The organism is Streptomyces lanatus (assembly GCF_014655715.1).
GTDB classification, from domain to species: Bacteria; Actinomycetota; Actinomycetes; order Streptomycetales; family Streptomycetaceae; genus Streptomyces; species Streptomyces lanatus.
This window is the reverse complement of sequence record NZ_BNBM01000005.1, coordinates 156,158-179,030: the sequence shown is the minus strand read 5'-3', so window position 1 is coordinate 179,030 and position 22,873 is coordinate 156,158. Positions and strand designations below refer to the sequence as shown.

Here is a 22,873-nt window from a genome sequence, read left to right as displayed (position 1 = left end):
CACGTGGCTCAAAGTATGTGGGGACCGAGCAGGACAGGTCCATGTCCGACGATCCAAGGGGGCGGAGGAGGCGTCGTCGCCGACCCCGCGAGTGCGCCCCAGGCGTCATTGCCCTCAGCGCTTACGGCTCATGCCCGGTGGTCACGCATCTGAAACCAGCGAGTAACGGCTACTTATACGGCCCAACGCATAAGTTCCAGTCGCACTATCCTACGGCCGTTCCGAACAAGCTGCCCAGGGCGTACGTCACACCGGCCGCGGCACCACCGAGCGCGAGCTGCCGCAGCCCGCTGTACCACCAGCTCCGCGCGGTCACCTTGGCCACGACGGCACCGCACAGGAACAGCCCGAGAAGCGCCAGCAGCAGGGCGGGCCACAGGGTGGTCGCCCCGAGCAGATACGGCAGTACGGGCAGCAGGGCGCCCAGCGCGAACGACCCGAACGACGAGACGGCCGCGACGAGCGGCGACGGCAGATCGCCGGGGTCGATGCCGAGCTCCTCCCGGGCGTGTATCTCCAGAGCCAGCTCGGGATCACGGGAGAGCTGAGCGGCGACGGCCTTCGCCAGCTGCGGCTCGACCCCGCGCGCCTCATAAAGGGCGGCCAGCTCGGCCTCCTCATCCTCCGGATGCTTCCTCAGCTCGCGCCGCTCGACGTCCAGCTCGGCCTCGACGAGCTCGCGCTGCGAGGCGACGGAGGTGTACTCACCGGCGGCCATGGAGAAGGCGCCGGCGGCGAGCCCGGCCAGCCCGCTCAGCACGATGGTCTGATGACCGACGGCACCTCCGGCGACACCCGTCATCAGGGCCAGGTTGGAGACCAGCCCGTCCATCGCACCGAACACCGCGGGCCGCAGCCAGCCGCCGTTCACATCGCGGTGGGTGTGGTTGTCACGGTGCGCCTCGTGCAGTGGCGCCTCGGTGTCGATGATGGCCATGAAGGTCCCCCAGGTACTCAGGTAAGGCTGTCTTTAGACAAGTTCTATTCTTCGACAACGCCAAATCTACGCCTGGAAATTCCCGCCCGCCAGCAAGGAAAGGCTGGGCTAACCTGCACGTTTCCCTTAGAACGCTCATTCGTGTATGAGCCTGCACAGATGTCGACCGGGTGACACTGACCCCTCCGAGGCTCAGGTCAACCGCCGACGGTGGGACACATCCGCAAAGGGCTCCGCGCCCTGGGCGGAACCCGACGGAGGAGAGGCCGCGTATGGCATCGATCGCCTGCATCCCCTCGGTTCCGGCGCCCGACGACGCCACCGCACTGCGCGGACGGGCACGCGGCGCGCTGCTGGGCCTGGCGGTCGGCGACGCGCTGGGCGCCCCCGCGGAGAACATGAAGCCCTCCGAGATCCGCGCCCGTTGGGGCCGGGTCACGGGCTTCGTCACCGACAACCCCTCCGGCACGGACGACACCGAGTACGCGATCTTCTCGGGCCTCCTCCTCGCCCGCCATGGCTCGGCCCTCACCCCGGCCCATGTGGAGGCGGCCTGGCACGAGTGGATCGCGGACCGGGCGGAGGGCCCCTTCCGGGGCGCCGGCTTCAGCGAACGCGGCACCCTGGAGAACCTGCGCCGGGGCCTCGCCGCCCCCATCTCCGCCCAGCACCGGCACGCCTGGAGCGACGGCCTCGCCATGCGGGCGGCCCCCTTCGGCGTCTTCGCGGCGGGCCGCCCGTCCGAGGCCGCCCGCCTGGTGGCGATCGACGGTTCGGTGAGCCATGACGGCGAGGGCATCTACGGCGGCCAGGCGGTGGCGGCGGGCGTCGCCGCGGCGATGGCCGGGGCACCGACGATCGCCGTGGTCGCCTCGGCCCTCGCGGTGATCCCGGACGACTCCTGGACGGCCCGCTCCCTGCGCCGTGCGGTGGCGGTGGCCCACCGCGGCGAACGCGCGGTCCGCTCCGCCGTCGTGATCGGCGGCTACCCCTGGACCGACCTGGCCCCCGAGGCGGTCGCGCTGGCCTTCGGCGCGTACGCGGCGGCGGACGGCGACTTCGTCCAGGCGGTACTGACGGCGGTCAACATGGGCAGAGACGCGGACACCACGGCAGCGGTGGCGGGAGCCCTGTCCGGCGCGACCCAGGGCGAGCCGGCCATCCCCCCGGAGTGGGCGGCGGCGATCGGACCGGCACGGGGGAGCTGTCTGCCGTCCATGGCCGGCCATCACGTACTGGACGTGGCGGAGTTGCTGACGCCGGGGGAGGGCGGGAAATGGGGTACGGGGCGATTGGCAGCGGGTGAGTCGGCGGTACGGGGTGGAGGTCCCGGACTTGAGGCGCTCGCGGTGACCGGCGACGCCGCGACGGAGGCCCGACCGTGACGCCGCCGGTTCCCTGGGACGAGGGGGCGACAGGGAACGGCTCGCCCGACCCCACGGCGACGACGGAGCCGACCGAATCGGGAGCTGCCGACGGCGAGGGCACCGGGCAGGGCCGACTGACGGGCGCCGACGAGGAGGACACCGCGCAGAGCCGACTCACAGGCACCGACGACGAGGACACCGCACAGAGCCGACTCACAGGCACCGACGACGAGGACACCGCACAGAGCCGACTCACAGGCACCGACGACGAGGGCGTACCTCAGAGTCCACCCGTTCCCGCCGACGACGCGTACACCCCGCATGCCCCACACCCTCCCGCCGACAGCGGGGCCGCCCTACACCCCCCACCCGCACCCGACAACGGCGGGCACACCCCACACCCCCCACCCGCACCCGCCAACGGCGCCCCCGCCCCACAAGGGCCACCCGCACCCGACAACGAAACCCGCACGGGCGGTGCGGTTGGGAACACTCAGCCCGAAGGCGAAGGCGAAGCCGAGGCCGAGGCCGGTCAAAAAGTCCTCGGCCTCCTCCTCGGCCTAGCCGCAGGCGACGCCGCCGGATGGCCCGCCGCCCGCCACAGAGCCGCCCGCATGCCGGAGTGGACCCGCCGCCTGACCCGCGAACTCGACACCTTCGCCGAACACAACGCGACCACCACCCTCCCCGTCCCCATCGCCCTCAACCAACCCCCGGAGCCCCTCCGCCTGGGCCCCTCCGACGACACGGAATGGGCGGCCTTCACCGCGGAGGCAGTACTACGAGCCGGCGACGACACAGCCCTCGGCGACCTCAGCCGAGAACGCCGCACCAGAGCCGCGATCGACCTCACCTGGAGCGCCCTCGCAGACGAGATCGCCGCGGCAGCGGACCGCGCCCCAGAGATCGAGTCCGCCATCCTCCCCCTCCGCGCCCGCATCTCCGTCCGCGCCGGACTGGGCAACCTCGCCACCGGCCTACGCCCACCCGCCACCGGCCATGACAACCCGCACTACTTCGACGACGCCGCCTGCATCCGCGCCTGCGTCCTCGCCGTCGCCCACCCCGGCGACCCCCACGGCGCCGCCGATCTCGCCGAGTTCGACGCCCGCTACACCCAGGACGGCGACGGCGTACACGGAGCGAGAGCGATGGCAGCGGCGGTGGCACTGGCCCTGACCGGCGCGAAACCCAGCGAATGCGTGGCCGCGGCCCTAGCCGAACTCCCCGAGGAAACAGAGATCGGCAGAAACGCCCGCCACGCCCTGCACCTGGCGCGCTCCACGAACAACGCCTTCGCCCTGATCCCCCTCCTCGAACACCAGATCGTCGACCACGTCTACAGCTACGGCATCGCCGCCGCCGAAACCGTCCCGGTCGCCCTCGCCCTCACGGTCGCCGCGGACGGCCGTATCGCCGACGCGGTCCCCGCCGCGGCGTGCCTCTCCCGCGTCGCGGACTCGGCACCGGCCCTGGCAGGCGCGCTGACCGGCGCGTTGGGCGGCGGCGCATCGATCCCCACCACCTGGCGCGACACCTGCCGCACCCTCTCCGGCTGTGTACTCCCCCGCCTCACCGGCACCGACCTGGTGGAACTCGCCGAACTCCTGGAAGCCGCACAACCGGCCCGACCAGGAGGATGATTCGGGGCATGACGCCCAAAGCACAACAGAGCGGTGGTCCGCGTCTCGATGAGCGGATCACCGGCGCCCTGGTCGGAGCGGCGGTCGGCGACGCCCTCGGCGGCCCGGTGGAGGGCTACTCCCCCGACCAGATCCTGCAGCGCCACGGCGGCCGTATCCACGGCATCGTCGGCCCCTGGAACGGCGACGCCTGGCGTACGGCCCGCCCCATCGCGCCGTACCACAAGGGCGACGGGCACGTCACCGACGACACGTTGCTGACGCATGCGCTGATCCGCGTCTACGCCCAGGTCCGCGACCACCTGGACGCGTACGCGATCGCCGACCACCTGGTCCCGGACCTGATGACGAACCCGCGCTGGATCCCGGAACTGGAGGCGGAGGCCCTCCCCCTGCACCGCGTCTTCCTCGCGGAGAAATGGCTGGTGGCCCGCCTCCACTACGGCCACGTCGACCCACGGGAGGCCGGCGTCGGCAACATCGTCAACTGCGGTGCGGCGATGTACATGGCCCCGGTCGGCCTGGTCAACGCGGCCGATCCATCCACCGCCTACGCCGAGGCGCTGGACATCGCGGGCGCGCATCAGTCGTCGTACGGCCGTGAGGCGGCGGGTGTCTTCGCGGCGGCCGTGGCGGCGGCCTGCGCCCCGGGCGCCACACCGGACTCGGTCGTCGCGGCCTGTCTGTCCCTGGCGAGGGACGGGACGAGGGAGGCGATCGAGAAGACCTGCGAAGTGGCGGGCGCCCACACGGACTTCGAGTCGGCCCTCGCCCCACTGCGGGCGGCGATCGCCCCGTACGACACCGTGGGCCCCGACTACCGCCGCCCCTCCCTCGGTGCCCGCCGCCCCTCCCGGCTGCACGCCATCGAGGAACTCCCCGTCGCCCTGGCCATGCTGCTGATCGCGGACGGCGACTTCCGCCGGGCGGTCCTGGGCGCGGTGAACTACGGCCGCGACTGCGACTCCATCGCGACGATGGCCGGCGCCCTGGCCGGCGCCCTCGGCTCACCGGTGCCCGAGGACTGGTCGAAGACGGTCGCGGAGGCCAGCCGGCTGGACCTGTGGGCACCGTCCCGCACACTGACCGAGGTCACCAGGGAGATCCACGCCCGGGACGTACGCCGACGCCGGGCGCACGAGGCGGCGTTCGCCGCACTGGGGGGCCGAGAATGCTCCGACTGACCTGGGTCCAGCCGGAGGACCTGATCGGCCATGAGCTACGGCAGGCGGCCCTGGACGGACGTGAGCCGTCGGCGATCGCGGCGCGTTGGAGCGCGGCGGGCGGCGGTCAGGCACCGCTGCGCGCGGGGGCGTCCCCCGAACCGGCGTCGAGGTATCTGCGCACCCTGGCCGAGGACCTTCTGGACGAACTGGCGGACCTGCCGAGCAGGCTGTCGGACCTCGAACCCACCGATCTCACGAGGATCAGGGCCAACTGCCCCTCCTGGCCCGCCCCGACCGCGGCAGGCGCCCCGGCCACGGCAGGCGTCGCGACCCTGGCCCGCTACGAGGCCGCCTGGCTGGGCCGGGCCGTCGGCTGCCTGCTCGGCAAACCGGTGGAGAAGCTCCCCCTGGAAGCCATCCGCCAACTGGCCAGATCCACCGGCAACTGGCCCCTGAGCACCTACTTCACCGCCCGCGGGGTCCCCCCGGAGCTCCTCGCGGCCCACCCCTGGAACCGCCGCTCGGCGCACACCTCCCTCGCCGAGAACATCGACGGCATGCCCGAGGACGACGACCTCAACTACCCCCTCCTCAACCTCCTCCTGCTCAGCCGCCACGGCAGCGACTTCACCACCGCCGACGTGGCCCGCCTCTGGCTGGACGAACTCCCGGCCGGCCGCACCTTCACCGCCGAGCGCGTCGCGTACCGCAACCTCCTCACCGGCATCGAACCCCCGCACACGGCCCGCCACCGCAACCCCTTCCGCGAATGGATCGGCGCCCTGATCCGCGCGGACGTCCACGGCTGGACCAACCCCGGCGACCCGGCCGCCGCGGCCGAGCAGGCCCACCGCGACGCCACCCTCACCCACACCGCGAACGGCGTCTACGCGGCGATGTTCACGGCCGCCACCATCGCCACCGCGGCGACCGGCACCCACGACATCCACACCTGCCTCCGCACCGGCCTCACGGTGATTCCCCCCGGCGCCCGACTCGCCCAGGCCGTACGCCACGCCATCCAACTGGCCGAATCCACCCCGGACTTCGACAAGGTCGTCGACGAACTCCACGCCACCCACGCGCCCACCCACCACTGGGTCCACGCCATCCCCAACACCGCTCTGATCGCCGCCGCCCTCACCCACGCGAACGGCGACTTCACCGGCTCCGTCCGCCGTGCCGTGTCGGGCGGCTGGGACACCGACTCCAACGGCGCGACCGCGGGCAGCGTCGCCGCCCTCCTCGCCGGCTCCCCCTCCGCGATCCCCGACCACTGGACGGCCCCCCTCAAGAACCGCCTCGCCACCTCCGTCGCCGACTTCGACGGCACCGGCTTCGACGCCCTGGCCCACCTCACCCACCGGCTCACCCCCTCGGAGGCCCGCCACCCATGACCGGCATCGTCGTGCTCGGCAGCACGAACATGGATCTAGTCACCTATGTCGAGAAGGCCCCGCAGCGCGGCGAGACCGTGACGGGCCGGGAGTTCCGTACGATCCCCGGCGGCAAGGGCGCCAACCAGGCCATCGCGGCGGCCCGCGCGGGCGGCGACGTCCTGATGATCGGCGCCGTCGGCAACGACGCCTACGGCACCCACCTCCGCTCCACCCTCGAACACTCCGGCGTCGACACCGACGACCTCCGCACGGTCGAGGGCCCCTCCGGCACCGCGCACATCGTCGTGGACGACGAGGGCGGCAACGCGATCGTCGTGATCCCCGGCGCGAACGGCACCCTGGACCACCTCAGCCCCGGCGACGAGGGCGTCATCGCCGACGCCGACACCCTGCTGCTCCAGCTGGAGATCCCGCTCGCCGCGGTCCTCGCCGGCGCCCTGGCCGCCCGCCGCCACGACGTCCGTACGATCCTCACCCCGTCCCCCGCCCGACCGCTGCCGGACGAACTCCTCGCCGCCATCGACCTGTTGGTCCCCAACGAGCACGAGGCCACCACCCTCACCGGCCGCACCGACCCCCGCGAGGCGGCCACCGCACTGCTCGACCGGGTGCCCGAGGTGGTCGTCACCCTGGGCGCCTCGGGCAGCCTGTACGTCACCCGCGGCGCCGAACCCCTGACCGTCCCCGCCCCGAAGGTCACCGCCATCGACTCCACCGGAGCCGGTGACACCTTCGTCGGCGCCCTCGCGGTGGCGCTCGGCGAGGGCCGCCCGATGCCGGACGCGCTGGCCTGGGCGGCCGCGGCGGCCGCGCTGTCGGTCCAGCGAGAGGGCGCGACGATCGCGATGCCGTACCGCCCCGAGATCGAGGAACGGTACGCGAAATGACCGAACAGGCACCCCTGACCGGCCTGCGCGTCCTCGACCTGGCCACCCTCTTCGCCGGTCCGCTGGCCGCGACGATGCTCGGCGACTTCGGCGCGGAGGTCATCAAGGTCGAGCACCCCACGAAACCCGACCCCTCCCGCGGCCACGGCCCCTCGAAGGACGGCGTGGGCCTGTGGTGGAAGGTGCTCGGCCGCAACAAGCGCACGATCACCCTGAACCTCTCCAAGCCGGGCGGCCGCGCCACCCTGCTGCGCCTGGCCGCGACCGCGGACGTCGTCATCGAGAACTTCCGCCCCGGCACCCTGGAGAAATGGGATCTCGGCTGGCCCGAACTCTCCGCCGCCAACCCCCGCCTGGTCCTCACCCGCGTCACCGGCTTCGGCCAGTTCGGCCCCTACGCCCACCGCCCCGGCTTCGGCACCCTCGCCGAGGCGATGAGCGGCTTCGCGGCGATCACCGGCGAACCGGACGCGCCCCCGACGCTCCCGCCGTTCGGCCTGGCCGACTCGATCGCGGCCCTGGCGACGTCGTACGCGGTGATGACGGCCCTCGCCGCCCGCGAGCGCACCGGCGAGGGGCAGGTCGTCGACATGGCCCTCATCGAACCGATGCTGCTGGCCCTCGGCCCCCAGCCCACCTGGTACGACCAGCTCGGCTACGTCCAGCAGCGCACCGGCAACCGCTCCGCCAACAACGCCCCGCGCAACACCTACCGCACCGCGGACGGCACCTGGGTCGCCGTCTCCACCTCCGCCCAGTCCATCGCCGAGCGGGTGATGCACCTGGTGGGACGCCCGGAAGTGATCGACGAACCATGGTTCGCGACCGGCGCCGACCGGGCCCGCCACGCCGACGTCCTCGACCGGGCGGTCGGCGACTGGATCGCCCGCCACACCCGCGCCGACGTCCTCGCCGCCTTCGAGAAGGCGGAGGCGGCGGTGGCCCCCATCCAGGACGTACGGGATGTGATGACCGACCCCCAGTACGCGGCCCTCGACACCATCACCACCGTCGACGACCCGGAACTCGGCCCGGTCCGTATGCAGAACGTCCTCTTCCGCCTCTCGGCCACCCCCGGCACGATCCGCTGGACGGGCCGCCCGCACGGCGCGGACACCGACGAGATCCTCACCGGCCTGGGCCTGACCCCCGCCGAGCTGACGGCCCTGCGCGAGGAAGGGACCCTGTGACCGCCCCATACCCTCTGACCTGGCTGTACGCCCCCGGTGACCGCCCGCGTGTGGTGGCCAAGGCGCTGGTCTCGGGCGCCGACATCGTCATCGTCGACCTCGAGGACGCGGTGGCCCCCGACCGCAAGGACTACGCCAGGGCGGCCACGGCCGACCTGCTCTCCGATGCCGAGCACCCCGTCCCCGTCCAGGTCCGGGTGAACGCCCCGGGCACCCCAGATGCGGCCAAGGACCTCGCGACCCTCGCCGCACTCCCCGGCCTGTCCGGCCTCCGTCTGCCGAAGGTGACATCCGCCGAGCAGATCATCCACCTCGCCCAGACCACCCCGGCCACCGCACCGGGCACGACCCCGTTGCACGCCCTGCTGGAATCGGCCCTGGGCATCGAGCACGCCCACGCGATCGCCACCGCCCACCCCGCACTCCACGGCATCTCCCTCGGCGAAGCGGACCTGCGGACCGACCTGGGCGTACGGGGCGACGCGGGCCTCGACTGGTCCCGCTCCCGTGTCGTCGTGGCCGCACGGGCGGCGGGTCTGCCCCCGCCGTCCCAGTCGATCCACCCCGACATCCGCGACCTTGAGGGCCTGGCGGCCTCCTGCGCCCACGGCCGCACCCTGGGCTTCCTGGGCCGGGCCGCCATCCACCCCCGCCAGCTCCCGGTGATCGAACGGGCCTACCTCCCCACGGAGGAGGAACTGGAACAGGCGGAGACGGTCATCAAGGCGGCCACCACTGACCAGGGCGCCCAGGCCCTCCAGGACGGCACCTTCATCGACGCGGCGGTGGTGACGGCGGCCCACCGGACCCTGGCGCTGGCCCGGCGACGCTGACCGGTGCACAGAACGAGGGCGCCCGGAGAATTCCGAGCGCCCTCATCGCCGTACTACGCAGCCTCAGCTCTTTTTCGCCGACTCGGCCTCGTCGCTCGCTTCTTTCTTGCTCTCCTCGTCGGAGTCGGAGGAGTCCACCTCAGCCGCCTCGGCCTTCTCGCCGTCGGCCTCACCGCCGGAGGCACTCGCATCCGCGCCGGGCTCCACGACGGCTTCCCGTCCGGGCCGCTTCTTCGCCGACACCACGATGTAGATCACCGCGAGCAGGAAGACGATCAGCGCCGTCCAGTTGTTCAGCCGCAGACCGAGGATGTGGTGGGCGTCGTCGACGCGCATGTACTCGACCCAGAACCGGCCGACGCAGTACGCGGCGACGTACAGCGCGAACGCCCGCCCGTGCCCGAGCTTGAAGCGGCGGTCGGCCCAGATCACCAGCACCGCGACACCGATGCACCACAGCGACTCGTACAGGAACGTCGGGTGGTAGGTGCCCGGGACGCGTCCGTCCGCGGAGGACGTGATCTTCAGGGCCCACGGGAGATCGGTCGCCCGGCCGTACAGCTCCTGGTTGAACCAGTTGCCCCAGCGGCCGATCGCCTGCGCGAGGGCGATTCCGGGAGCGATGGCGTCGGCGTAGGCCGGCAGCGGGATGCCACGGCGGCGGCAGCCGATCCAGGCACCCACGGCGCCCAGCGCGATCGCGCCCCAGATGCCGAGGCCGCCCTCCCAGATCTTGAAGGCGTCCACCCAGTCACGGCCCTCGCTGAAGTACAGCTCGTAGTCCGTGATCACGTGGTAGAGGCGCCCGCCGACCAGTCCGAACGGGACGGCCCAGACCGCGATGTCGGCCACCGTGCCGGACCGTCCGCCCCGGGCGATCCAGCGTTTGTTGCCGAGCCAGACGGCTACGAAGACACCGATGATGATGCAGAAGGCGTAGCCGCGCAGCGGAATCGGTCCGAGGTTGATGACCCCGCGCGACGGGCTGGGAATGTAGGCAAGTTCCATGGCAAGGTCGACGCTACCCTGCCGGGCGGCACCGATGTCGGGCGGCCCGGCTACGGGTCCATAACAGGCGGCGCCTCACGCCTTGGCGTTCTCCTCGACCATCTGCTTCAGCTTGGCCGGGGTCATCGTCTGGTCCTGGTAGATGTTCTTGCCGTTCAGCAGGACCGTGGGTGTACCGCTGAAGCCGCCCGCCTTGAAAGCGTCGTTGGACTTCTCCACCCAGCTGTTGTGCGTGCCGTTCTCGACGCACTTGCGGAAGGCGGGGGTGTCCAGGCCCTTGACCTTGGCCGCGAGCTCGAAGAGCTTGCTGTTCTTGGCGAAGGCGTCGTCGACCTCCTGCGGCTGGTTCTGGTACAGCACGTCGTGGTACTGCGGGAACTTCCCGGCGTCCTGGGCGCAGGCCGCGGCATTGGCCGCGTTGCGCGAGCCGGTGCCGCCCATGTTGCCGTCGATGATCGTGGCCAGGTGGTACTCGACCTTGAGCTTGCCGGAGTCCGTCAGCTCATGGATCGTCGGGCGGTAGGCGTCCTCGAAGGATTTGCAGGCCGGGCAGCGGAAGTCCTCCCAGACGGTGAGCGTCGACTTGGCGCCCTGCTCGCCCACCGGAATCGCGAGACCGTCCTTGCCCTGCGCCCCCGAGGGCCCGACGACCGGCCCGGCGTCGCTGCTGTCGTCCTTGCCGGCGTTGGCCGCGACGACTCCGACCACCGCCGCGAGTCCGAGGACGCAGACGACGCTCGCGCCCACGATCAGCGCGCGGCGCCGCTTGTCGGCGGCCTTCTGCTTCTCCCGCTCGACCGCCAGCCGCTCACGGGCGGTCCGCTTTCCGTCACGATTCTTTTCGCTCACACCCCGCAGAACGAACCGGGGAGGCGCAGCGCGCCTCCCCGGCCCCAGGTCCACCCTTAAGAGGGACCTGTATGAAATCCCGCCTGGTTACGCCTGTCCGCGGACGCCCTTCGCCAGCTCACCGGCGAGCGCGCGCACGGCCTCGACGCCGGCCGCGTCGTCCGGCGCGTCCAGCATCCGCTTGACGAAGGCCGAGCCGACGATCACGCCGTCGGCGAAGCCGGCCACCTCGGCGGCCTGGTCGGCGTTGGAGACACCGAGGCCGACACAGACGGGCAGGTCGGTGCCGGTGGCCCGGGTGCGCTCCACCAGGTCCTGCGCCTGCGCGCCCACGGACGCGCGGGTGCCGGTGACGCCCATCAGCGAGGCTGCGTAGACGAAGCCGCTGCCGGCCGCGGTGATCTTCCCGAGCCGCTCGTCCTTGCTGCTCGGCGCCACGACGAAGACCGTCGCGAGGCCGTGCTTCTCGGCGTGCTCCCTCCACAGCGCCGACTCCTGGACGGGCAGGTCGGGCAGGATGCAGCCCGCGCCGCCCGCCTCCGCCAGCTCGGCGGTGAAGCGCTCGACGCCGTAGCGGTCGATGGGGTTCCAGTACGTCATGACGAGGATCGGCTTGCCGGTGGCCTCGTGGGCCTCCTTGACCGTGCGCATCACGTCCGCGATCTTGACGCCGCCGCGCAGGGCGATGTCGTCGGCGGTCTGGATGACCGGGCCGTCGAGGACGGGGTCACTGTGCGGCAGCCCGACCTCCACGACGTCCGCGCCGCCGTCGAGCGCGGCCTTGATCGCCTCGATACCGCCGTCCACGGTCGGGAACCCGGCCGGGAGGTAGGCGATGAGCGCGGAACGCCCCTCGGCCTTGGCGGCGGCGAGGGTATTGGACAGCAGCTGAATGTTCCCGCTCACTTGGCGTCCCCCTCGATCTCGGCGATGTCGGCGGCGTTGGCCGCGACCTCGGCGTCGGTGTCGTACAGCCCGAAGTACCGGGCCGCCGTGTCCATGTCCTTGTCACCGCGCCCGGACAGGTTGACGACGATCAGGCCGTCCTTGCCGAGTTCCCGGCCGACCTCCAGGGCTCCGGCCAGCGCGTGGGCGCTCTCGATCGCCGGGATGATGCCCTCGGTGCGCGACAGCAGACGCAGGGCCTGCATCGCCGCGTCGTCGGTGACCGCGCGGTACTCGCCGCGACCGGAGTCCTTGAGGTAGGAGTGCTCCGGGCCGATGCCGGGGTAGTCCAGACCGGCCGAGATCGAGTACGGCTCGGTGATCTGGCCCTCGTCGTCCTGGAGGACGTAGGAACGGGAGCCGTGCAGGATGCCGGGCTCGCCGGCGGTCAGCGTCGCCGCGTGCTCGCCGGTCTCGACGCCGTGCCCCGCCGGTTCGCAGCCGATGAGGCGTACGTCCGTGTCGGGGATGAAGGCGTGGAAGAGGCCGATGGCGTTGGAGCCGCCGCCGACACAGGCGATCGCGGCGTCGGGAAGGCGTCCCGCGCGCTCCAGGAGCTGGCGGCGGGTCTCGACGCCGATCACGCGGTGGAAGTCGCGGACCATGGCGGGGAAGGGGTGCGGTCCCGCGACCGTACCGAAGAGGTAGTGGGTGTGGTCGACGTTGGCGACCCAGTCGCGGAACGCCTCGTTGATGGCGTCCTTCAGGGTGCGGCTGCCCGACTTCACGGCGATGACCTCGGCGCCCAGCATGCGCATCCGGGCCACGTTGAGGGCCTGGCGCTGGGTGTCGATCTCGCCCATGTAGATCGTGCAGTCGAGGCCGAACAGGGCGCAGGCGGTGGCCGTCGCGACGCCGTGCTGACCGGCGCCGGTCTCGGCGATCACCCGGGTCTTGCCCATGCGCTTGGTGAGCAGGGCCTGGCCGAGCACGTTGTTGATCTTGTGCGAGCCGGTGTGGTTGAGGTCCTCGCGCTTGAGGAACATCCGGGCGCCACCGGCGTGTTCGGCGAAACGGGGGACCTCGGTGAGGGAGCTGGGGCGGCCGGTGTAGTTGACCAGGAGGTCGTCCAGTTCCTTGGCGAACTCGGGGTCGTGCTTGGCCTTGTCGTACTCGACGGCCACCTCGTCCACGGCGGCGACGAGGGCCTCCGGGATGAACTTGCCGCCGAACGCGCCGAAGTAGCCTTCGGGGGTGGGGACTTGACCCTGCGGGTCGGGGATGAAGAAGTCGCTGGGCATGCGTGTACCTCACGGTGAGTGCGTGCGAAGAATGACACTAATCGCCGTGGGGGCGGGGTTGTCTGTTGGCTGCAGGCCGTCAGTGGCTGATCGCGCCCGCGCGGCGGTAGCCGCAAATCAAATACAGCCCCGCGCCCCTAAAGGGCGCGCTGCCATCGGCGGCCGTTTACCTGCCCAGGCTCGTCACCGATGACGTAACGAACCCGGCGGCCGTGCACCCTGCGTGCGGGCGCGCGGCAGCCACGGGGGCGGCAGCCGCGCGCGAGGCGGGCGTACCTGTCCGTGGTCGTCACCGTGAGAGTCATCGTTGGTCAGCCTAGCGGGTGATCAGCCTCGGCCGTGCCGAAGAGCCGGGTGTTCGCCCGCTGCCACCAGGTCGGAGACCGCGGACTTGGGGTCCTTCCCCGTCACCAGGGACTCGCCCACCAGGACCGCGTCGGCGCCCGCGTTGGCGTAGGCGATGAGGTCGTGGGGGCCGCGGACGCCGGACTCGGCGACCTTGACGATGCTGTCGGGGATCTCGGGGGCGACGCGCTCGAAGGTGCCGCGGTCGACCTCGAGGGTCTTGAGGTTGCGGGCGTTGATGCCGATGACCTTGGCTCCGGCGTCGACCGCGCGCTCGACCTCGTCCTCGTCGTGGACCTCCACGAGGGGGGTCAGGCCGATGGACACCGCGCGCTCGATCAGCGACTCCAGGGCGGGCTGGTCCAGCGCCGCCACGATCAGCAGGGCCAGGTCGGCGCCGTACGCGCGGGCCTCCCAGAGCTGGTACGAGGTGACGATGAAGTCCTTGCGCAGGACCGGGATGTCCACGCGGGCGCGGACGGCCTCCAGGTCGGCGAGGGAGCCGCCGAAGCGGCGCTGTTCGGTGAGGACGGAGATGACGGCCGCGCCGCCCGCCTCGTAGTCCGCGGCGAGCCCCGCCGGGTCGGCGATCGCGGCCAGCGCGCCCTTGGAGGGGCTGGAGCGCTTGACCTCACAGATGACCTTGACGCCGTCGCCCCGGAGGGCGGCCACGCCGTCCTTGGCCGCGGGAGCCTTCGCCGCGCGCTCCTTGAGCTCGTCGAGGCTGACGCGCGCCTGCCGCTCCGCGAGGTCGGCACGGACTCCGTCGATGATCTCGTCGAGCACACTCACGCGAGCGGCCCCCTTCCAGACGGTGGGCTGTGAAAGCGGTACGAAACCGGTGGTCACTGCGATGGTATCCGGAGGTGGGCGTAAGCCCCGCATCCGGTTGACGCCGGTCCCTCCCCCACCCTCGAACCAGCTTCGCATGGCTCGGGCGGGAGGTGCCCCCATACTGGACGTACACAAGTTGATCAAGGATGGAGCCAGCCACCGAACGGCAGGTTCCGGACAACCGTGAAGACCAGCAGCAACGTGACGCCGGACCACAGCTGCACCGGACCCGGTTCGATCCTCAGCGGGCGTCCGCGCAGCGTGCGGACCACCCAGACGGTCCACACCACGGCGAAGAGTACATAGCCGGCGACGGCGAGCGCGTTGTCCTGGAGGGCGGCCGCGAAGTCGCCGTGGACGACGGCGTGCGCGCTGCGCAGGCCCCCGCAGCCGGGGCAGTAGATGCCGGTGTACTGCAGGAGCGGGCAGGCGGGGTAGTGGCCGGGTTCGTTCGGGTCCACCGTGCCGACGTAGGCGAAGGCGCCCGCCACGGCCGCCAGCAGGCCCGCCGGGACGGCCAGCCGCCCCCACACGGTGCCGGTGCGTGTCACCCTCTGGCTCTCGGCGTTCACGTCATGCATTGTGCCCCGCACACGCGTGAGGGGCGCCCCCTGGCACCCATCGGTGCCGGGTCGCCCCTCAGCGAAGTCGTACGGCTGTCAGCCCTCGACGCTCGCGGTCTCGCGCTCCTGGGTCGTGAGCAGCGCCTTGTGGGCGTCCTTGGGCTGGCCCATGCCCATCTGGCTCATGATCCAGCCGATGATGCCGCCGAGGACCACGACGCCCAGGCCGGCCCAGAAGCCCGCGGGCTGGGCCATCACCATGAAGGCGCCCGAGACGCAGAAACCGATGAAGGCGATCATGACACCGGTCCAGGCGGCCGGGGTGTGACCGTGGCTGCTGCCCGCCATTGCTTGCTCCTCGTTGCTGTGTACGTGTCGTACGTGGGTGAGCCGGTCGCTCGCTGTCATTGTCCCGCACGCGTGCGCGTGCGGTGATCGGGGGTCACGGCGTGGCCCCGGCTCAGGCTCCCGTGGGGTCCTCGCCCCGGTCGAGGGCCTTCCAGAGTTCCTCGGGCCGGTCGGGGTCGGTGGGCCGGGCCTGGCGGCGCGGGCGGGGTGCGCCGCCGCGCTCGTAGCGGCCGGACATGCCGGGCCACTGGCGGCCGTAGCGCAGCGCCAGGAGTCCCGCGAGCAGGATCAGGGCGCCGCCGGCGACCGCGACATACGGCCAGGCGGTGTGGGTAAGGGCGTCGACGGTGGCCGCGGTGTCGCCGGAGGCCTGGGCGGCCTTCTCGTCGAGCGCGGCGCTGTCGGAGGCGCCGAGGAGGGCGGCGGCGACGGTGCCGGCGCCGGAGAGCGCGAGCAGGCCGGCGACCATGAAGCGGCCCGCGCGGCGGACGGCGAAGACGGCGACGAGCGCGGCGAGTCCCACTATGGCCAGGGCGGCGGGGACGCCGGTGACGTCGCTGCCCTTGGCGGTCAGGGGGAACGGGCCGCCCGCCACCGTCACGGTGCCCTCCGACCAGCGCTGCCGGGTCGCGAGCAGCGCCACGGCCGCGCCGAGGGCCCCGCACAGCAGGGCGAGGGCGAGACTCATACGGCCGGCCCGGGCGGAACCGGGGGCCTCGGAACGGGGGTGCGGTACAGCAGTCACGTACTCCACTATCACCCGAACCCCGGACGATCGGTCACCCGGGGTTCGGATGGAGGGGTCGGCCGGGTCGCATACGGCCGTGTCCCCGGCTCAGTTGAGCCGGTTCGCCGTGTGTACCGCCCGCAGGACCGCCGCCGCCTTGTTCCGGCATTCGGTGTCCTCGGCGACCGGGTCCGAGTCGGCGACGATGCCGGCGCCGGCCTGGACGTAAGCCGTGCCGCCCCGCAGCAGGGCGGTACGGATGGCGATGGCCGTGTCGGAGTCGCCCGCGAAGTCGAGGTAGCCGACGCAGCCGCCGTAGAGCCCGCGCCTGGACGGTTCGAGTTCGTCGATGATCTGCATCGCGCGGGGCTTCGGGGCGCCGGAGAGGGTGCCGGCCGGGAAGCAGGCCGTCAGGACGTCGAAGGCGGTGCGGCCGGGTGCCACGCGTCCGGTGACCGTCGAGACGATGTGCATCACATGGGAGTAGCGCTCGACGGACATGAAGTCGACGACCTCGACGGAGCCCGGTTCGCAGACCCTGCCCAGGTCGTTGCGCCCCAGGTCGACCAGCATCAGATGCTCGGCGCGCTCCTTGGGGTCGGCGAGCAGCTCGTCGGCGAGGGCCTGGTCCTCCTGCGGGGTGGCCCCGCGCCACCGGGTGCCGGCGATGGGGTGGACCATGGCCCGGCCGTCCTCGACCTTCACCAGGGCCTCGGGGGACGAGCCGACCACGTCGAAGCCGTCGAAGCGGAACAGATACATGTACGGGGACGGGTTGGTGGCCCGCAGCACCCGGTACACGTCCAACGCGCTTGCCGTGCACGGCGTTTCGAAGCGCTGGGAAGGCACGACCTGGAAGGCTTCCCCGGCCCGGATGCGCTCCTTGATGTCCTCGACGGCCTCCTGGAAGTCCTCGCCGCCCCACAGGGCGGTGTACTCGGGGAGCTCCGAGGGCGGCAGCACGGCCGGGGGCTGGGCGACCGCGCGGGAGAGGTCGGCCTCCATGGCGTCGAGGCGGGCCACCGCGTCGGCGTAGGCCTCGTCAATGCCGGTGTCGAGGTCATTGTGGTTGATCGCGTTGGCGATCAGCAGGACCGAGCCCTCCCAGTGGTCCATGACGGCGAGGTCGCTGGTGAGCAGCATGGTCAGCTCGGGCACGCTTGTCGGATTACTGCCGTCCCGCTCGCCGGGGCCGATCTTCTCCAGGCGGCGCACGATGTCGTAGCCGAGGTAGCCGACCATGCCGCCGGTGAAGGGCGGCAGGCCCTCCTGGTGGGGCGTGTGCAGGGCCTCGATGGTGGCACGCAGGGCGGCGAGCGGGTCGCCGTCGACGGGGACGCCGACGGGCGGGGCGCCGAGCCAGTGGGCCTGTCCGTCGCGCTCGGTGAGTGTCCCGGCGGACCGGACACCCACGAAGGAGTAGCGGGACCAGGAGCGGCCGTTCTCCGCCGATTCCAGCAGGAACGTCCCGGGGCGCTCGGCGGCGAGCTTGCGGTAGAGGGCGACCGGGGTGTCACCGTCGGCGAGGAGCTTGCGAGTGACCGGGATGACGCGGCGGTCGGTGGCCAGCTTGCGGAACGTCTCGAGATCCATGGCGGCCGACCCTACTGATCCGAGCCGGGTACGCAGGCATCGACGGCGTCCTTGAGCAGCACATCGGCGTCGAAACAGGTCCGCGCGCCGGTGTGGCAGGCGGCGGCCACCTGGTCGACCTTGACGAGCAGGGTGTCGGCGTCGCAGTCCAAGGCGACCGACTTCACCCACTGGAAGTGACCGGAGGTGTCGCCCTTGACCCAGTACTCCCGGCGGCTGCGCGACCAGTAGGTGCAGCGGCCGGTGGTGAGGGTGCGGTGCAGCGCCTCGTCGTCCATCCAGCCGAGCATCAGCACCTCTCCGGTGTCGTACTGCTGGGCGATGGCGGGCAGGAGCCCGTCCGCGCCGCGCTTGAGGCGCGCGGCGATCTCGGGGTCCAGCTCGCTGGGCTGACGGGGCGTACTCGTGGTCATGCCTGCCATTGTGCCGCCTGCCACTGACAACCCTCCGTGACCGTCCACTGGGCGGACCTGACGGGCGGTCGTACGCTGGCTGCATGTCGACCTTCGCCAAGCGTGAACGACTTCTTCTGGCCGACCTCTTGGAGGCCGAGGGCCCCGAGGCCCCCACCCTCTGCGAGGGCTGGACGACCCGTGATCTGGCCGCGCACGTGGTGGTGCGCGAGCGCCGCCCGGACGCCGCGGCCGGCATCCTGATCAAGCAGCTGGGGCCGCGTCTGGACAAGGCGATGGAGGAGTTCGCGGCGAAGCCGTACGAGGAGCTGATCCAGCTCATCCGCACCGGCCCGCCGCGTTTCTCGCCCTTCCAGCTCAAGCAGATCGACGAGGCGTCGAACACGATCGAGTTCTACGTCCACACCGAGGACGTCCGCCGCGCCCAGCCGGACTGGACGCCCCGCGAACTCGACCCGGTGTTCCAGGACGCCCTGTGGTCCCGCCTGGAGCGCTCCGCCCGGCTGATGGGCCGCAGCGCCCCCACGGGCCTGGTGCTGCGCCGCCCCGACGGCCAGACGGCGGTGGCCCACAAGGGCACACCGGTCGTCACGGCGACGGGCGAGCCGTCGGAGCTGCTGCTGTTCGCCTACGGCCGGCAGAGCGCCGCCAAGGTCGAGCTGGACGGCGACGAGGACGCCATCGCCAAGCTGCACGAGGGCAAGCAGCTGGGGATCTGAGGGTCACTCGGGGAGTTCGGCGCGGCGCAGGTCCCGTACCCACAGGACGACGACCCCGCCGAGCCCGCACACGGTCGCGCTGGCGACGAAGACCGGTCCTGTGCCCCAGATGCCGATGGCCGCGGCGGACAGCGGCATGCTCAGCGGTGCGAAGCCGAGGCTGACCAGCGAGGAGACGGCGGTGACGCGGCCCAGGTACGCGGGGTCGGCCTGGGTCTGGAGCAGGGCGCCGCACATCGCGCCGCTGAGCCCGGCGAGCAGTCCGATGAGCAGGGCCACGGCGACGGCCGCGACGACACTCGGGACGAAGGCGAGGGCACCGATCGCGACCGAGCCCGCGAGGATGGCGTACGCCGCGACCTGCCCGGCGTGCGGCAGCCGCCCGCGCACGGTGAGCAGCAGGGAGGCGGCACCCGCGCCGACACCGAACCCGGCGAGCACCGAGCCCATCCCGGCGGCGCCCCAGCCGCGTTCGTCGGCGAGGAGGGTGAGCCCGACGTTGAGCGGGCCGACGAAGCCTAGGTCACCGAGGGCGATGGCCAGCATCAGCGGGGCGAGGACGCGGTGGCGGCGGATGTAGCCGAGCCCGGCGGTCAGGTCGCTCCAGGCGGTGCCGGCCCGGGCGGTGGGCCTGTCGTCGGCGGGCAACTCCCGAACCCGTACGAAGACCAGCAGCGGCACCGACACGGCGATCAGCAGCCCTGACAGGGTGAACGCGGCCGATGCGCCCCCGACCGCCACGGCGAGCCCGCCGAGGGGGCCGCCGAGCACACTCGCGAAGCGAATGCCGAGGCCACGCATGCCCTGTACGCGCGCGAGCTGTCCGCGGCTCGTCACGCGCGCGGGCAGCGCCCCCACGGCCGGCATGAACACGGCGTCGACCGTGCCGAAGACGAGGGCGAGCAGGGCCAGCGGCCACAGTCCGGGAGTGGTGACGAACAGGAGCGCCGCCACCGCGAGCACGGCCGCGCAGCGGACCGCGTCGCTGCCTATCACGACCCTGCGCGGCCCCAGCCGGTCGGCGATCACTCCCCCGACGAGCATCAGCAGGGCTCGGGGCAGCGCGCTCACCGCCATGACCACTCCGGCCTGCGAGGGCGATCCGGCCTGGACGGCCGCCCAGGACAGGGCGATGTAGTAGACGCTGTCGCCCATCATCGAGGCGGTGTAGGCGGCGAGCCAGCGCAGCACGTTGGGGTCGCGGTGGGCGGGGCGTTCGACGACATCGGCCGGTGCCATGAGCGTGGCGGTCACAGGTGTGGGTCCTCTCAGGCGCGGAACGGGAAGGTGTACGTGTGCACCGCGACGTTCTCGCGGCCCTCGCTGTCACCGGCGGCGTCGGCGGCCCTGCCGCGCTCGTCGTAGCTCCGCAGCAGGGCGAGCATGTCCTTGTTCAGCTCGGCCAGTTCGTCCGCCGTGAGCCGCAGGCTGGACTCGGAGGAGGTGGCGGCCCGGTTCCACTCGGGGCCCCAGTGGGTGCGTTCGTCGAGCCAGCGCCGGTAGGCGTCGGTCCGCTGCTGTGCGAAGAGCCTGCTGGCCGCCGTGTGGGCGGCGGCCTTCTCGGGGGCGTCGCGGAAGTCCTCGTCGCGGATGCTCACCCCGTCCGAGGCGGGCTGCCACCAGCGCTCCCGGCCGTCGGCGCTCTGTGGCTCGGCCTCCTCGACGAGTCCGTGCTCGGCGAGTTTGCGCAGGTGGTAGCTGACCAGTGAGACCGCTTCGTCGACTTGTTCGGCGAGCTGGGAGGCCGTGGCGACGCGGGCGATGGTCAGTGCTCTGAGCAGGTTCATCCGCAGGGGGTGGGCGAGCGCCTTGAGCGTGCCCAGGTCGGTGATCCTGCGGTCCCTCTCCTTGTCCGTCATGCCCTCAGCGTAGATACGAAAGAAAAATTGCACAATAGATTTTGCGCAACTTCTCTTTCGCATCTCTCCATGAGGAAGCCCCGGCCACTGGAACCGAAGTCCCGGCCGGGGCTCACACAGATGTCACCGGACGGGGTGTCCCGCCCCCCGCAGCGCGTCCTTCACCTCGCCGATCCGCAGATCCCCGAAGTGGAACACCGAGGCCGCGAGCACCGCGTCCGCGCCCGCCTCCACGGCCGGGGCGAAGTCGGCGAGCCGCCCGGCGCCGCCGGAGGCGATCACCGGGACCGTCACATGCTTGCGTACGGCCTGGATCATCTCCAGGTCGTAGCCGTCCTTGGTGCCGTCCGCGTCCATCGAGTTGAGCAGGATCTCGCCCGCGCCCAGCTCGGCCGCGCGGTGCGCCCACTCGACGGCGTCGATGCCGGTGCCCTTGCGGCCACCGTGGGTGGTGACCTCGAAGGTGCCCTCGGGCGTGCGGCGGGCGTCGACCGACAGCACCAGTACCTGCCGCCCGAACCGCTCGGCGATCTCCCGGATCAGGTCCGGGCGGGCGATGGCGGCCGTATTGACCCCCACCTTGTCGGCGCCCGCGCGCAGCAGCTTGTCCACGTCCTCGGCCGTGCGGACGCCGCCGCCGACGGTCAGCGGGATGAAGACCTGCTCGGCGGTGCGGCGCACCACGTCGTACGTCGTCTCGCGGTTGCCCGACGAGGCGGTGATGTCCAGGAACGTCAGCTCGTCGGCGCCCTCGGCGTCGTACACCTTGGCCATCTCGACGGGGTCGCCCGCGTCGCGCAGGTTCTGGAAGTTGACGCCCTTGACGACCCGGCCGTTGTCCACGTCCAGGCAGGGGATGACTCGGACCGCCAGGGTCATGAATCCACGGCTCCTCTGTATGCCTCTAGCTCTACTTCGACCAGGATGCGCGGGTCGACGAAGCCCTCGACGACCAGCAGGGTCGCGGCGGGGCGTACGGCGTCGAAGAGCTCCTTGTGGGCCCGGGCCACCTCGTCGACGTCCCGCTGATGGCTCAGGTACATCCGGGTCCGTATCACCGACTCGGGGCCGAGCCCGAACTCGGCGATCGCCTCAAGGGCGCCGGTGAAGGCCACCTTGGCCTGCTCGTACGGGTCGCCCTCGCCGTACAGCACCCGCCCCTTGAAGGACGTGGTGCCCGCCACCAGGACGCGGTCGCCCGCCGCGACGGCGCGTGCGAAACCGAAGGACTCTTCCCAGGGACTTCCGCTCTGCACACGCCGTACGGCATCGGACCTCATGACGACACAGCCTCCAAGGCCTCTTCCAGGGTGAACGCCTTCGCGTACAGGGCCTTCCCGACGATGGAGCCCTCGACACCGAGGGGTACCAGCTCGGCGATGGCGCGGAGGTCGTCCAGGGACGAGACGCCACCGGAGGCCACGACCGGGCGGTCGGTCGCCGCGCAGACGTTCTTCAGGAGCTCCAGGTTGGGGCCCTGGAGGGTGCCGTCCTTGGCGATGTCGGTGACGACGTAACGGGCGCAGCCCTCGCTGTTGAGGCGCTCCAGCGTCTCGTAGAGGTCGCCGCCGTCGCGGGTCCAGCCGCGGCCGCGCAGCGTGGTGCCCCGTACGTCCAGGCCCACCGCGATCTTGTCGCCGTGCTCGGCGATGACCTTGGCGACCCAGTCGGGGGTCTCCAGGGCGGCCGTGCCGAGGTTCACGCGCGTGCAGCCGGTCGCGAGCGCGGCGGCGAGGGAGGCATCGTCGCGGATGCCGCCGGACAGCTCGACCTTGATGTCCATGGCCTTCGCGACCTCGGCGATCAGCTCACGGTTGTCGCCGGTGCCGAACGCGGCGTCCAGGTCGACGAGGTGCAGCCACTCGGCGCCGGAGCGCTGCCAGGCCAGGGCGGCCTCCAGCGGGGAGCCGTAGGAGGTCTCGGTGCCGGACTCGCCGTGCACGAGGCGCACGGCCTGGCCGTCGCGGACGTCGACGGCGGGGAGGAGTTCGAGCTTGGCCATGTCT

Annotated in this window: 25 protein-coding genes; 8 read left to right on the top strand and 17 right to left on the bottom strand. The window is 71.9% G+C overall.

What is annotated here, in order from left to right:
- Positions 1-205: 205 nt before the first annotated feature.
- Entirely contained in the window at positions 206-937 is a 732-nt protein-coding gene (locus IE325_RS15690) for a VIT1/CCC1 transporter family protein (RefSeq protein ID WP_190070514.1), read from the bottom strand.
- Between the two features lie 272 nt (positions 938-1,209).
- On the opposite strand from IE325_RS15690, the gene IE325_RS15685 reads away from it, so the two are divergent.
- Genes IE325_RS15685 through IE325_RS15655 form a run of 7 tightly spaced genes read left to right on the top strand, consistent with a single transcriptional unit; the run spans position 1,210 to position 9,423 of the window.
- Positions 1,210-2,322: an ADP-ribosylglycohydrolase family protein gene (locus IE325_RS15685; protein WP_229911829.1), complete on the top strand. Its 1,113-nt coding sequence runs from the start codon at positions 1,210-1,212 to the stop codon at positions 2,320-2,322.
- Positions 2,319-3,947, top strand: coding sequence for an ADP-ribosylglycohydrolase family protein (locus IE325_RS15680; RefSeq protein ID WP_229911828.1), 1,629 nt, complete (start codon positions 2,319-2,321; stop codon positions 3,945-3,947). Before IE325_RS15685 ends, IE325_RS15680 begins: the two co-directional genes overlap by 4 nt.
- Positions 3,948-3,955: 8 nt before the next feature.
- The gene (locus IE325_RS15675; RefSeq protein WP_190070513.1) at positions 3,956-5,131 is read left to right on the top strand and encodes an ADP-ribosylglycohydrolase family protein; all 1,176 of its coding nucleotides are present in this window, start codon (positions 3,956-3,958) and stop codon (positions 5,129-5,131) included.
- Positions 5,119-6,510, top strand: a complete 1,392-nt coding sequence (locus IE325_RS15670) for an ADP-ribosylglycohydrolase family protein (RefSeq protein ID WP_190070512.1) — start codon at positions 5,119-5,121, stop codon at positions 6,508-6,510. The genes IE325_RS15675 and IE325_RS15670 overlap by 13 nt, the downstream gene beginning before the upstream one ends.
- On the top strand, positions 6,507-7,400 hold the full coding sequence (gene rbsK / locus IE325_RS15665; RefSeq protein ID WP_190070511.1) for a ribokinase: 894 nt from the start codon (positions 6,507-6,509) through the stop codon (positions 7,398-7,400). Before IE325_RS15670 ends, rbsK begins: the two co-directional genes overlap by 4 nt.
- Positions 7,397-8,590, top strand: coding sequence for a CaiB/BaiF CoA transferase family protein (locus tag IE325_RS15660; RefSeq protein ID WP_190070510.1), 1,194 nt, complete (start codon positions 7,397-7,399; stop codon positions 8,588-8,590). The genes rbsK and IE325_RS15660 overlap by 4 nt, the downstream gene beginning before the upstream one ends.
- Positions 8,587-9,423, top strand: coding sequence for an HpcH/HpaI aldolase/citrate lyase family protein (locus IE325_RS15655; RefSeq protein WP_190070509.1), 837 nt, complete (start codon positions 8,587-8,589; stop codon positions 9,421-9,423). Before IE325_RS15660 ends, IE325_RS15655 begins: the two co-directional genes overlap by 4 nt.
- Before the next feature lie 63 nt (positions 9,424-9,486).
- Here the strand turns inward: IE325_RS15655 and lgt are convergent, their stop codons facing one another.
- The 11 genes from lgt to hisI form a co-directional block, all read right to left on the bottom strand.
- Positions 9,487-10,431, bottom strand: a complete 945-nt coding sequence (lgt, locus tag IE325_RS15650; RefSeq protein WP_190070508.1) for a prolipoprotein diacylglyceryl transferase — start codon at positions 10,429-10,431, stop codon at positions 9,487-9,489.
- Between the two features lie 75 nt (positions 10,432-10,506).
- Positions 10,507-11,280: a DsbA family protein gene (locus IE325_RS15645; protein ID WP_190070507.1), complete on the bottom strand. Its 774-nt coding sequence runs from the start codon at positions 11,278-11,280 to the stop codon at positions 10,507-10,509.
- Between the two features lie 87 nt (positions 11,281-11,367).
- On the bottom strand, positions 11,368-12,186 hold the full coding sequence (trpA, locus tag IE325_RS15640) for a tryptophan synthase subunit alpha (RefSeq protein ID WP_190070506.1): 819 nt from the start codon (positions 12,184-12,186) through the stop codon (positions 11,368-11,370).
- Entirely contained in the window at positions 12,183-13,466 is a 1,284-nt protein-coding gene (trpB, locus tag IE325_RS15635; RefSeq protein WP_190070505.1) for a tryptophan synthase subunit beta, read from the bottom strand. The genes trpA and trpB overlap by 4 nt, the downstream gene beginning before the upstream one ends.
- A gap of 137 nt (positions 13,467-13,603) precedes the next feature.
- Positions 13,604-13,771 (bottom strand): tryptophan biosynthesis modulator TrpM, encoded by a 168-nt coding sequence (gene trpM / locus IE325_RS47045; protein ID WP_373315169.1) that lies wholly within the window; start codon positions 13,769-13,771, stop codon positions 13,604-13,606.
- 22 nt (positions 13,772-13,793) lie between these two features.
- The gene (gene trpC / locus IE325_RS15630) at positions 13,794-14,603 is read right to left on the bottom strand and encodes an indole-3-glycerol phosphate synthase TrpC (RefSeq protein ID WP_190070504.1); all 810 of its coding nucleotides are present in this window, start codon (positions 14,601-14,603) and stop codon (positions 13,794-13,796) included.
- A gap of 182 nt (positions 14,604-14,785) precedes the next feature.
- The gene (locus tag IE325_RS15625; RefSeq protein ID WP_190070503.1) at positions 14,786-15,226 is read right to left on the bottom strand and encodes a DUF2752 domain-containing protein; all 441 of its coding nucleotides are present in this window, start codon (positions 15,224-15,226) and stop codon (positions 14,786-14,788) included.
- Positions 15,227-15,304: 78 nt separating this feature from the next.
- Positions 15,305-15,556, bottom strand: a complete 252-nt coding sequence (locus tag IE325_RS15620; RefSeq protein ID WP_190070502.1) for an HGxxPAAW family protein — start codon at positions 15,554-15,556, stop codon at positions 15,305-15,307.
- A 112-nt stretch (positions 15,557-15,668) separates the two neighbouring features.
- A complete protein-coding gene (locus tag IE325_RS15615) occupies positions 15,669-16,310 on the bottom strand; it encodes a TIGR02234 family membrane protein (protein WP_190070501.1) in 642 nt (213 codons plus the stop codon).
- 81 nt (positions 16,311-16,391) lie between these two features.
- Positions 16,392-17,876, bottom strand: a complete 1,485-nt coding sequence (locus IE325_RS15610) for an anthranilate synthase component I (protein WP_190070500.1) — start codon at positions 17,874-17,876, stop codon at positions 16,392-16,394.
- A gap of 11 nt (positions 17,877-17,887) precedes the next feature.
- Positions 17,888-18,298, bottom strand: a complete 411-nt coding sequence (gene hisI / locus IE325_RS15605; protein ID WP_190070499.1) for a phosphoribosyl-AMP cyclohydrolase — start codon at positions 18,296-18,298, stop codon at positions 17,888-17,890.
- 74 nt (positions 18,299-18,372) lie between these two features.
- Here hisI and IE325_RS15600 point away from each other — a divergent pair, with 74 nt between their 5' ends.
- Positions 18,373-19,008: a TIGR03085 family metal-binding protein gene (locus IE325_RS15600; protein ID WP_190070498.1), complete on the top strand. Its 636-nt coding sequence runs from the start codon at positions 18,373-18,375 to the stop codon at positions 19,006-19,008.
- A 3-nt stretch (positions 19,009-19,011) separates the two neighbouring features.
- Here IE325_RS15600 and IE325_RS15595 read toward each other — a convergent pair whose 3' ends face one another.
- The 5 genes from IE325_RS15595 to priA form a co-directional block, all read right to left on the bottom strand.
- Positions 19,012-20,262 carry an MFS transporter gene (locus IE325_RS15595; RefSeq protein WP_373315168.1) on the bottom strand — a complete coding sequence of 417 codons (1,251 nt, stop codon included), beginning with the start codon at positions 20,260-20,262 and terminating at the stop codon, positions 19,012-19,014.
- A 14-nt stretch (positions 20,263-20,276) separates the two neighbouring features.
- Positions 20,277-20,867 (bottom strand): ArsR/SmtB family transcription factor, encoded by a 591-nt coding sequence (locus IE325_RS15590; RefSeq protein ID WP_190070497.1) that lies wholly within the window; start codon positions 20,865-20,867, stop codon positions 20,277-20,279.
- A gap of 123 nt (positions 20,868-20,990) precedes the next feature.
- On the bottom strand, positions 20,991-21,746 hold the full coding sequence (gene hisF, locus IE325_RS15585) for an imidazole glycerol phosphate synthase subunit HisF (RefSeq protein WP_190070496.1): 756 nt from the start codon (positions 21,744-21,746) through the stop codon (positions 20,991-20,993).
- On the bottom strand, positions 21,743-22,147 hold the full coding sequence (locus IE325_RS15580) for a RidA family protein (protein ID WP_190070495.1): 405 nt from the start codon (positions 22,145-22,147) through the stop codon (positions 21,743-21,745). The genes hisF and IE325_RS15580 overlap by 4 nt, the downstream gene beginning before the upstream one ends.
- Positions 22,144-22,869: a bifunctional 1-(5-phosphoribosyl)-5-((5-phosphoribosylamino)methylideneamino)imidazole-4-carboxamide isomerase/phosphoribosylanthranilate isomerase PriA gene (priA, locus tag IE325_RS15575; RefSeq protein ID WP_190070494.1), complete on the bottom strand. Its 726-nt coding sequence runs from the start codon at positions 22,867-22,869 to the stop codon at positions 22,144-22,146. Before priA ends, IE325_RS15580 begins: the two co-directional genes overlap by 4 nt.
- Positions 22,870-22,873 lie beyond the last annotated feature (4 nt).

Bases quoted from the DNA above. Each gene is read 5' to 3' on its own strand.
- IE325_RS15690 (WP_190070514.1), bottom strand. From the start codon at position 937: ATGGCCATCATCGACACCGAGGCGCCACTGCACGAGGCGCACCGTGAC.
- IE325_RS15685 (WP_229911829.1), top strand. From the start codon at position 1,210: ATGGCATCGATCGCCTGCATCCCCTCGGTTCCGGCGCCCGACGACGCC.
- IE325_RS15675 (WP_190070513.1), top strand. From the start codon at position 3,956: ATGACGCCCAAAGCACAACAGAGCGGTGGTCCGCGTCTCGATGAGCGG.
- IE325_RS15670 (WP_190070512.1), top strand. From the start codon at position 5,119: ATGCTCCGACTGACCTGGGTCCAGCCGGAGGACCTGATCGGCCATGAG.
- rbsK (WP_190070511.1), top strand. From the start codon at position 6,507: ATGACCGGCATCGTCGTGCTCGGCAGCACGAACATGGATCTAGTCACC.
- IE325_RS15660 (WP_190070510.1), top strand. From the start codon at position 7,397: ATGACCGAACAGGCACCCCTGACCGGCCTGCGCGTCCTCGACCTGGCC.
- lgt (WP_190070508.1), bottom strand. From the start codon at position 10,431: ATGGAACTTGCCTACATTCCCAGCCCGTCGCGCGGGGTCATCAACCTC.
- trpB (WP_190070505.1), bottom strand. From the start codon at position 13,466: ATGCCCAGCGACTTCTTCATCCCCGACCCGCAGGGTCAAGTCCCCACC.
- trpM (WP_373315169.1), bottom strand. From the start codon at position 13,771: ATGACTCTCACGGTGACGACCACGGACAGGTACGCCCGCCTCGCGCGC.
- IE325_RS15625 (WP_190070503.1), bottom strand. From the start codon at position 15,226: ATGCATGACGTGAACGCCGAGAGCCAGAGGGTGACACGCACCGGCACC.
- IE325_RS15620 (WP_190070502.1), bottom strand. From the start codon at position 15,556: ATGGCGGGCAGCAGCCACGGTCACACCCCGGCCGCCTGGACCGGTGTC.
- IE325_RS15610 (WP_190070500.1), bottom strand. From the start codon at position 17,876: ATGGATCTCGAGACGTTCCGCAAGCTGGCCACCGACCGCCGCGTCATC.
- hisI (WP_190070499.1), bottom strand. From the start codon at position 18,298: ATGGCAGGCATGACCACGAGTACGCCCCGTCAGCCCAGCGAGCTGGAC.
- IE325_RS15600 (WP_190070498.1), top strand. From the start codon at position 18,373: ATGTCGACCTTCGCCAAGCGTGAACGACTTCTTCTGGCCGACCTCTTG.
- IE325_RS15590 (WP_190070497.1), bottom strand. From the start codon at position 20,867: ATGACGGACAAGGAGAGGGACCGCAGGATCACCGACCTGGGCACGCTC.
- hisF (WP_190070496.1), bottom strand. From the start codon at position 21,746: ATGACCCTGGCGGTCCGAGTCATCCCCTGCCTGGACGTGGACAACGGC.
- IE325_RS15580 (WP_190070495.1), bottom strand. From the start codon at position 22,147: ATGAGGTCCGATGCCGTACGGCGTGTGCAGAGCGGAAGTCCCTGGGAA.
- priA (WP_190070494.1), bottom strand. From the start codon at position 22,869: ATGGCCAAGCTCGAACTCCTCCCCGCCGTCGACGTCCGCGACGGCCAG.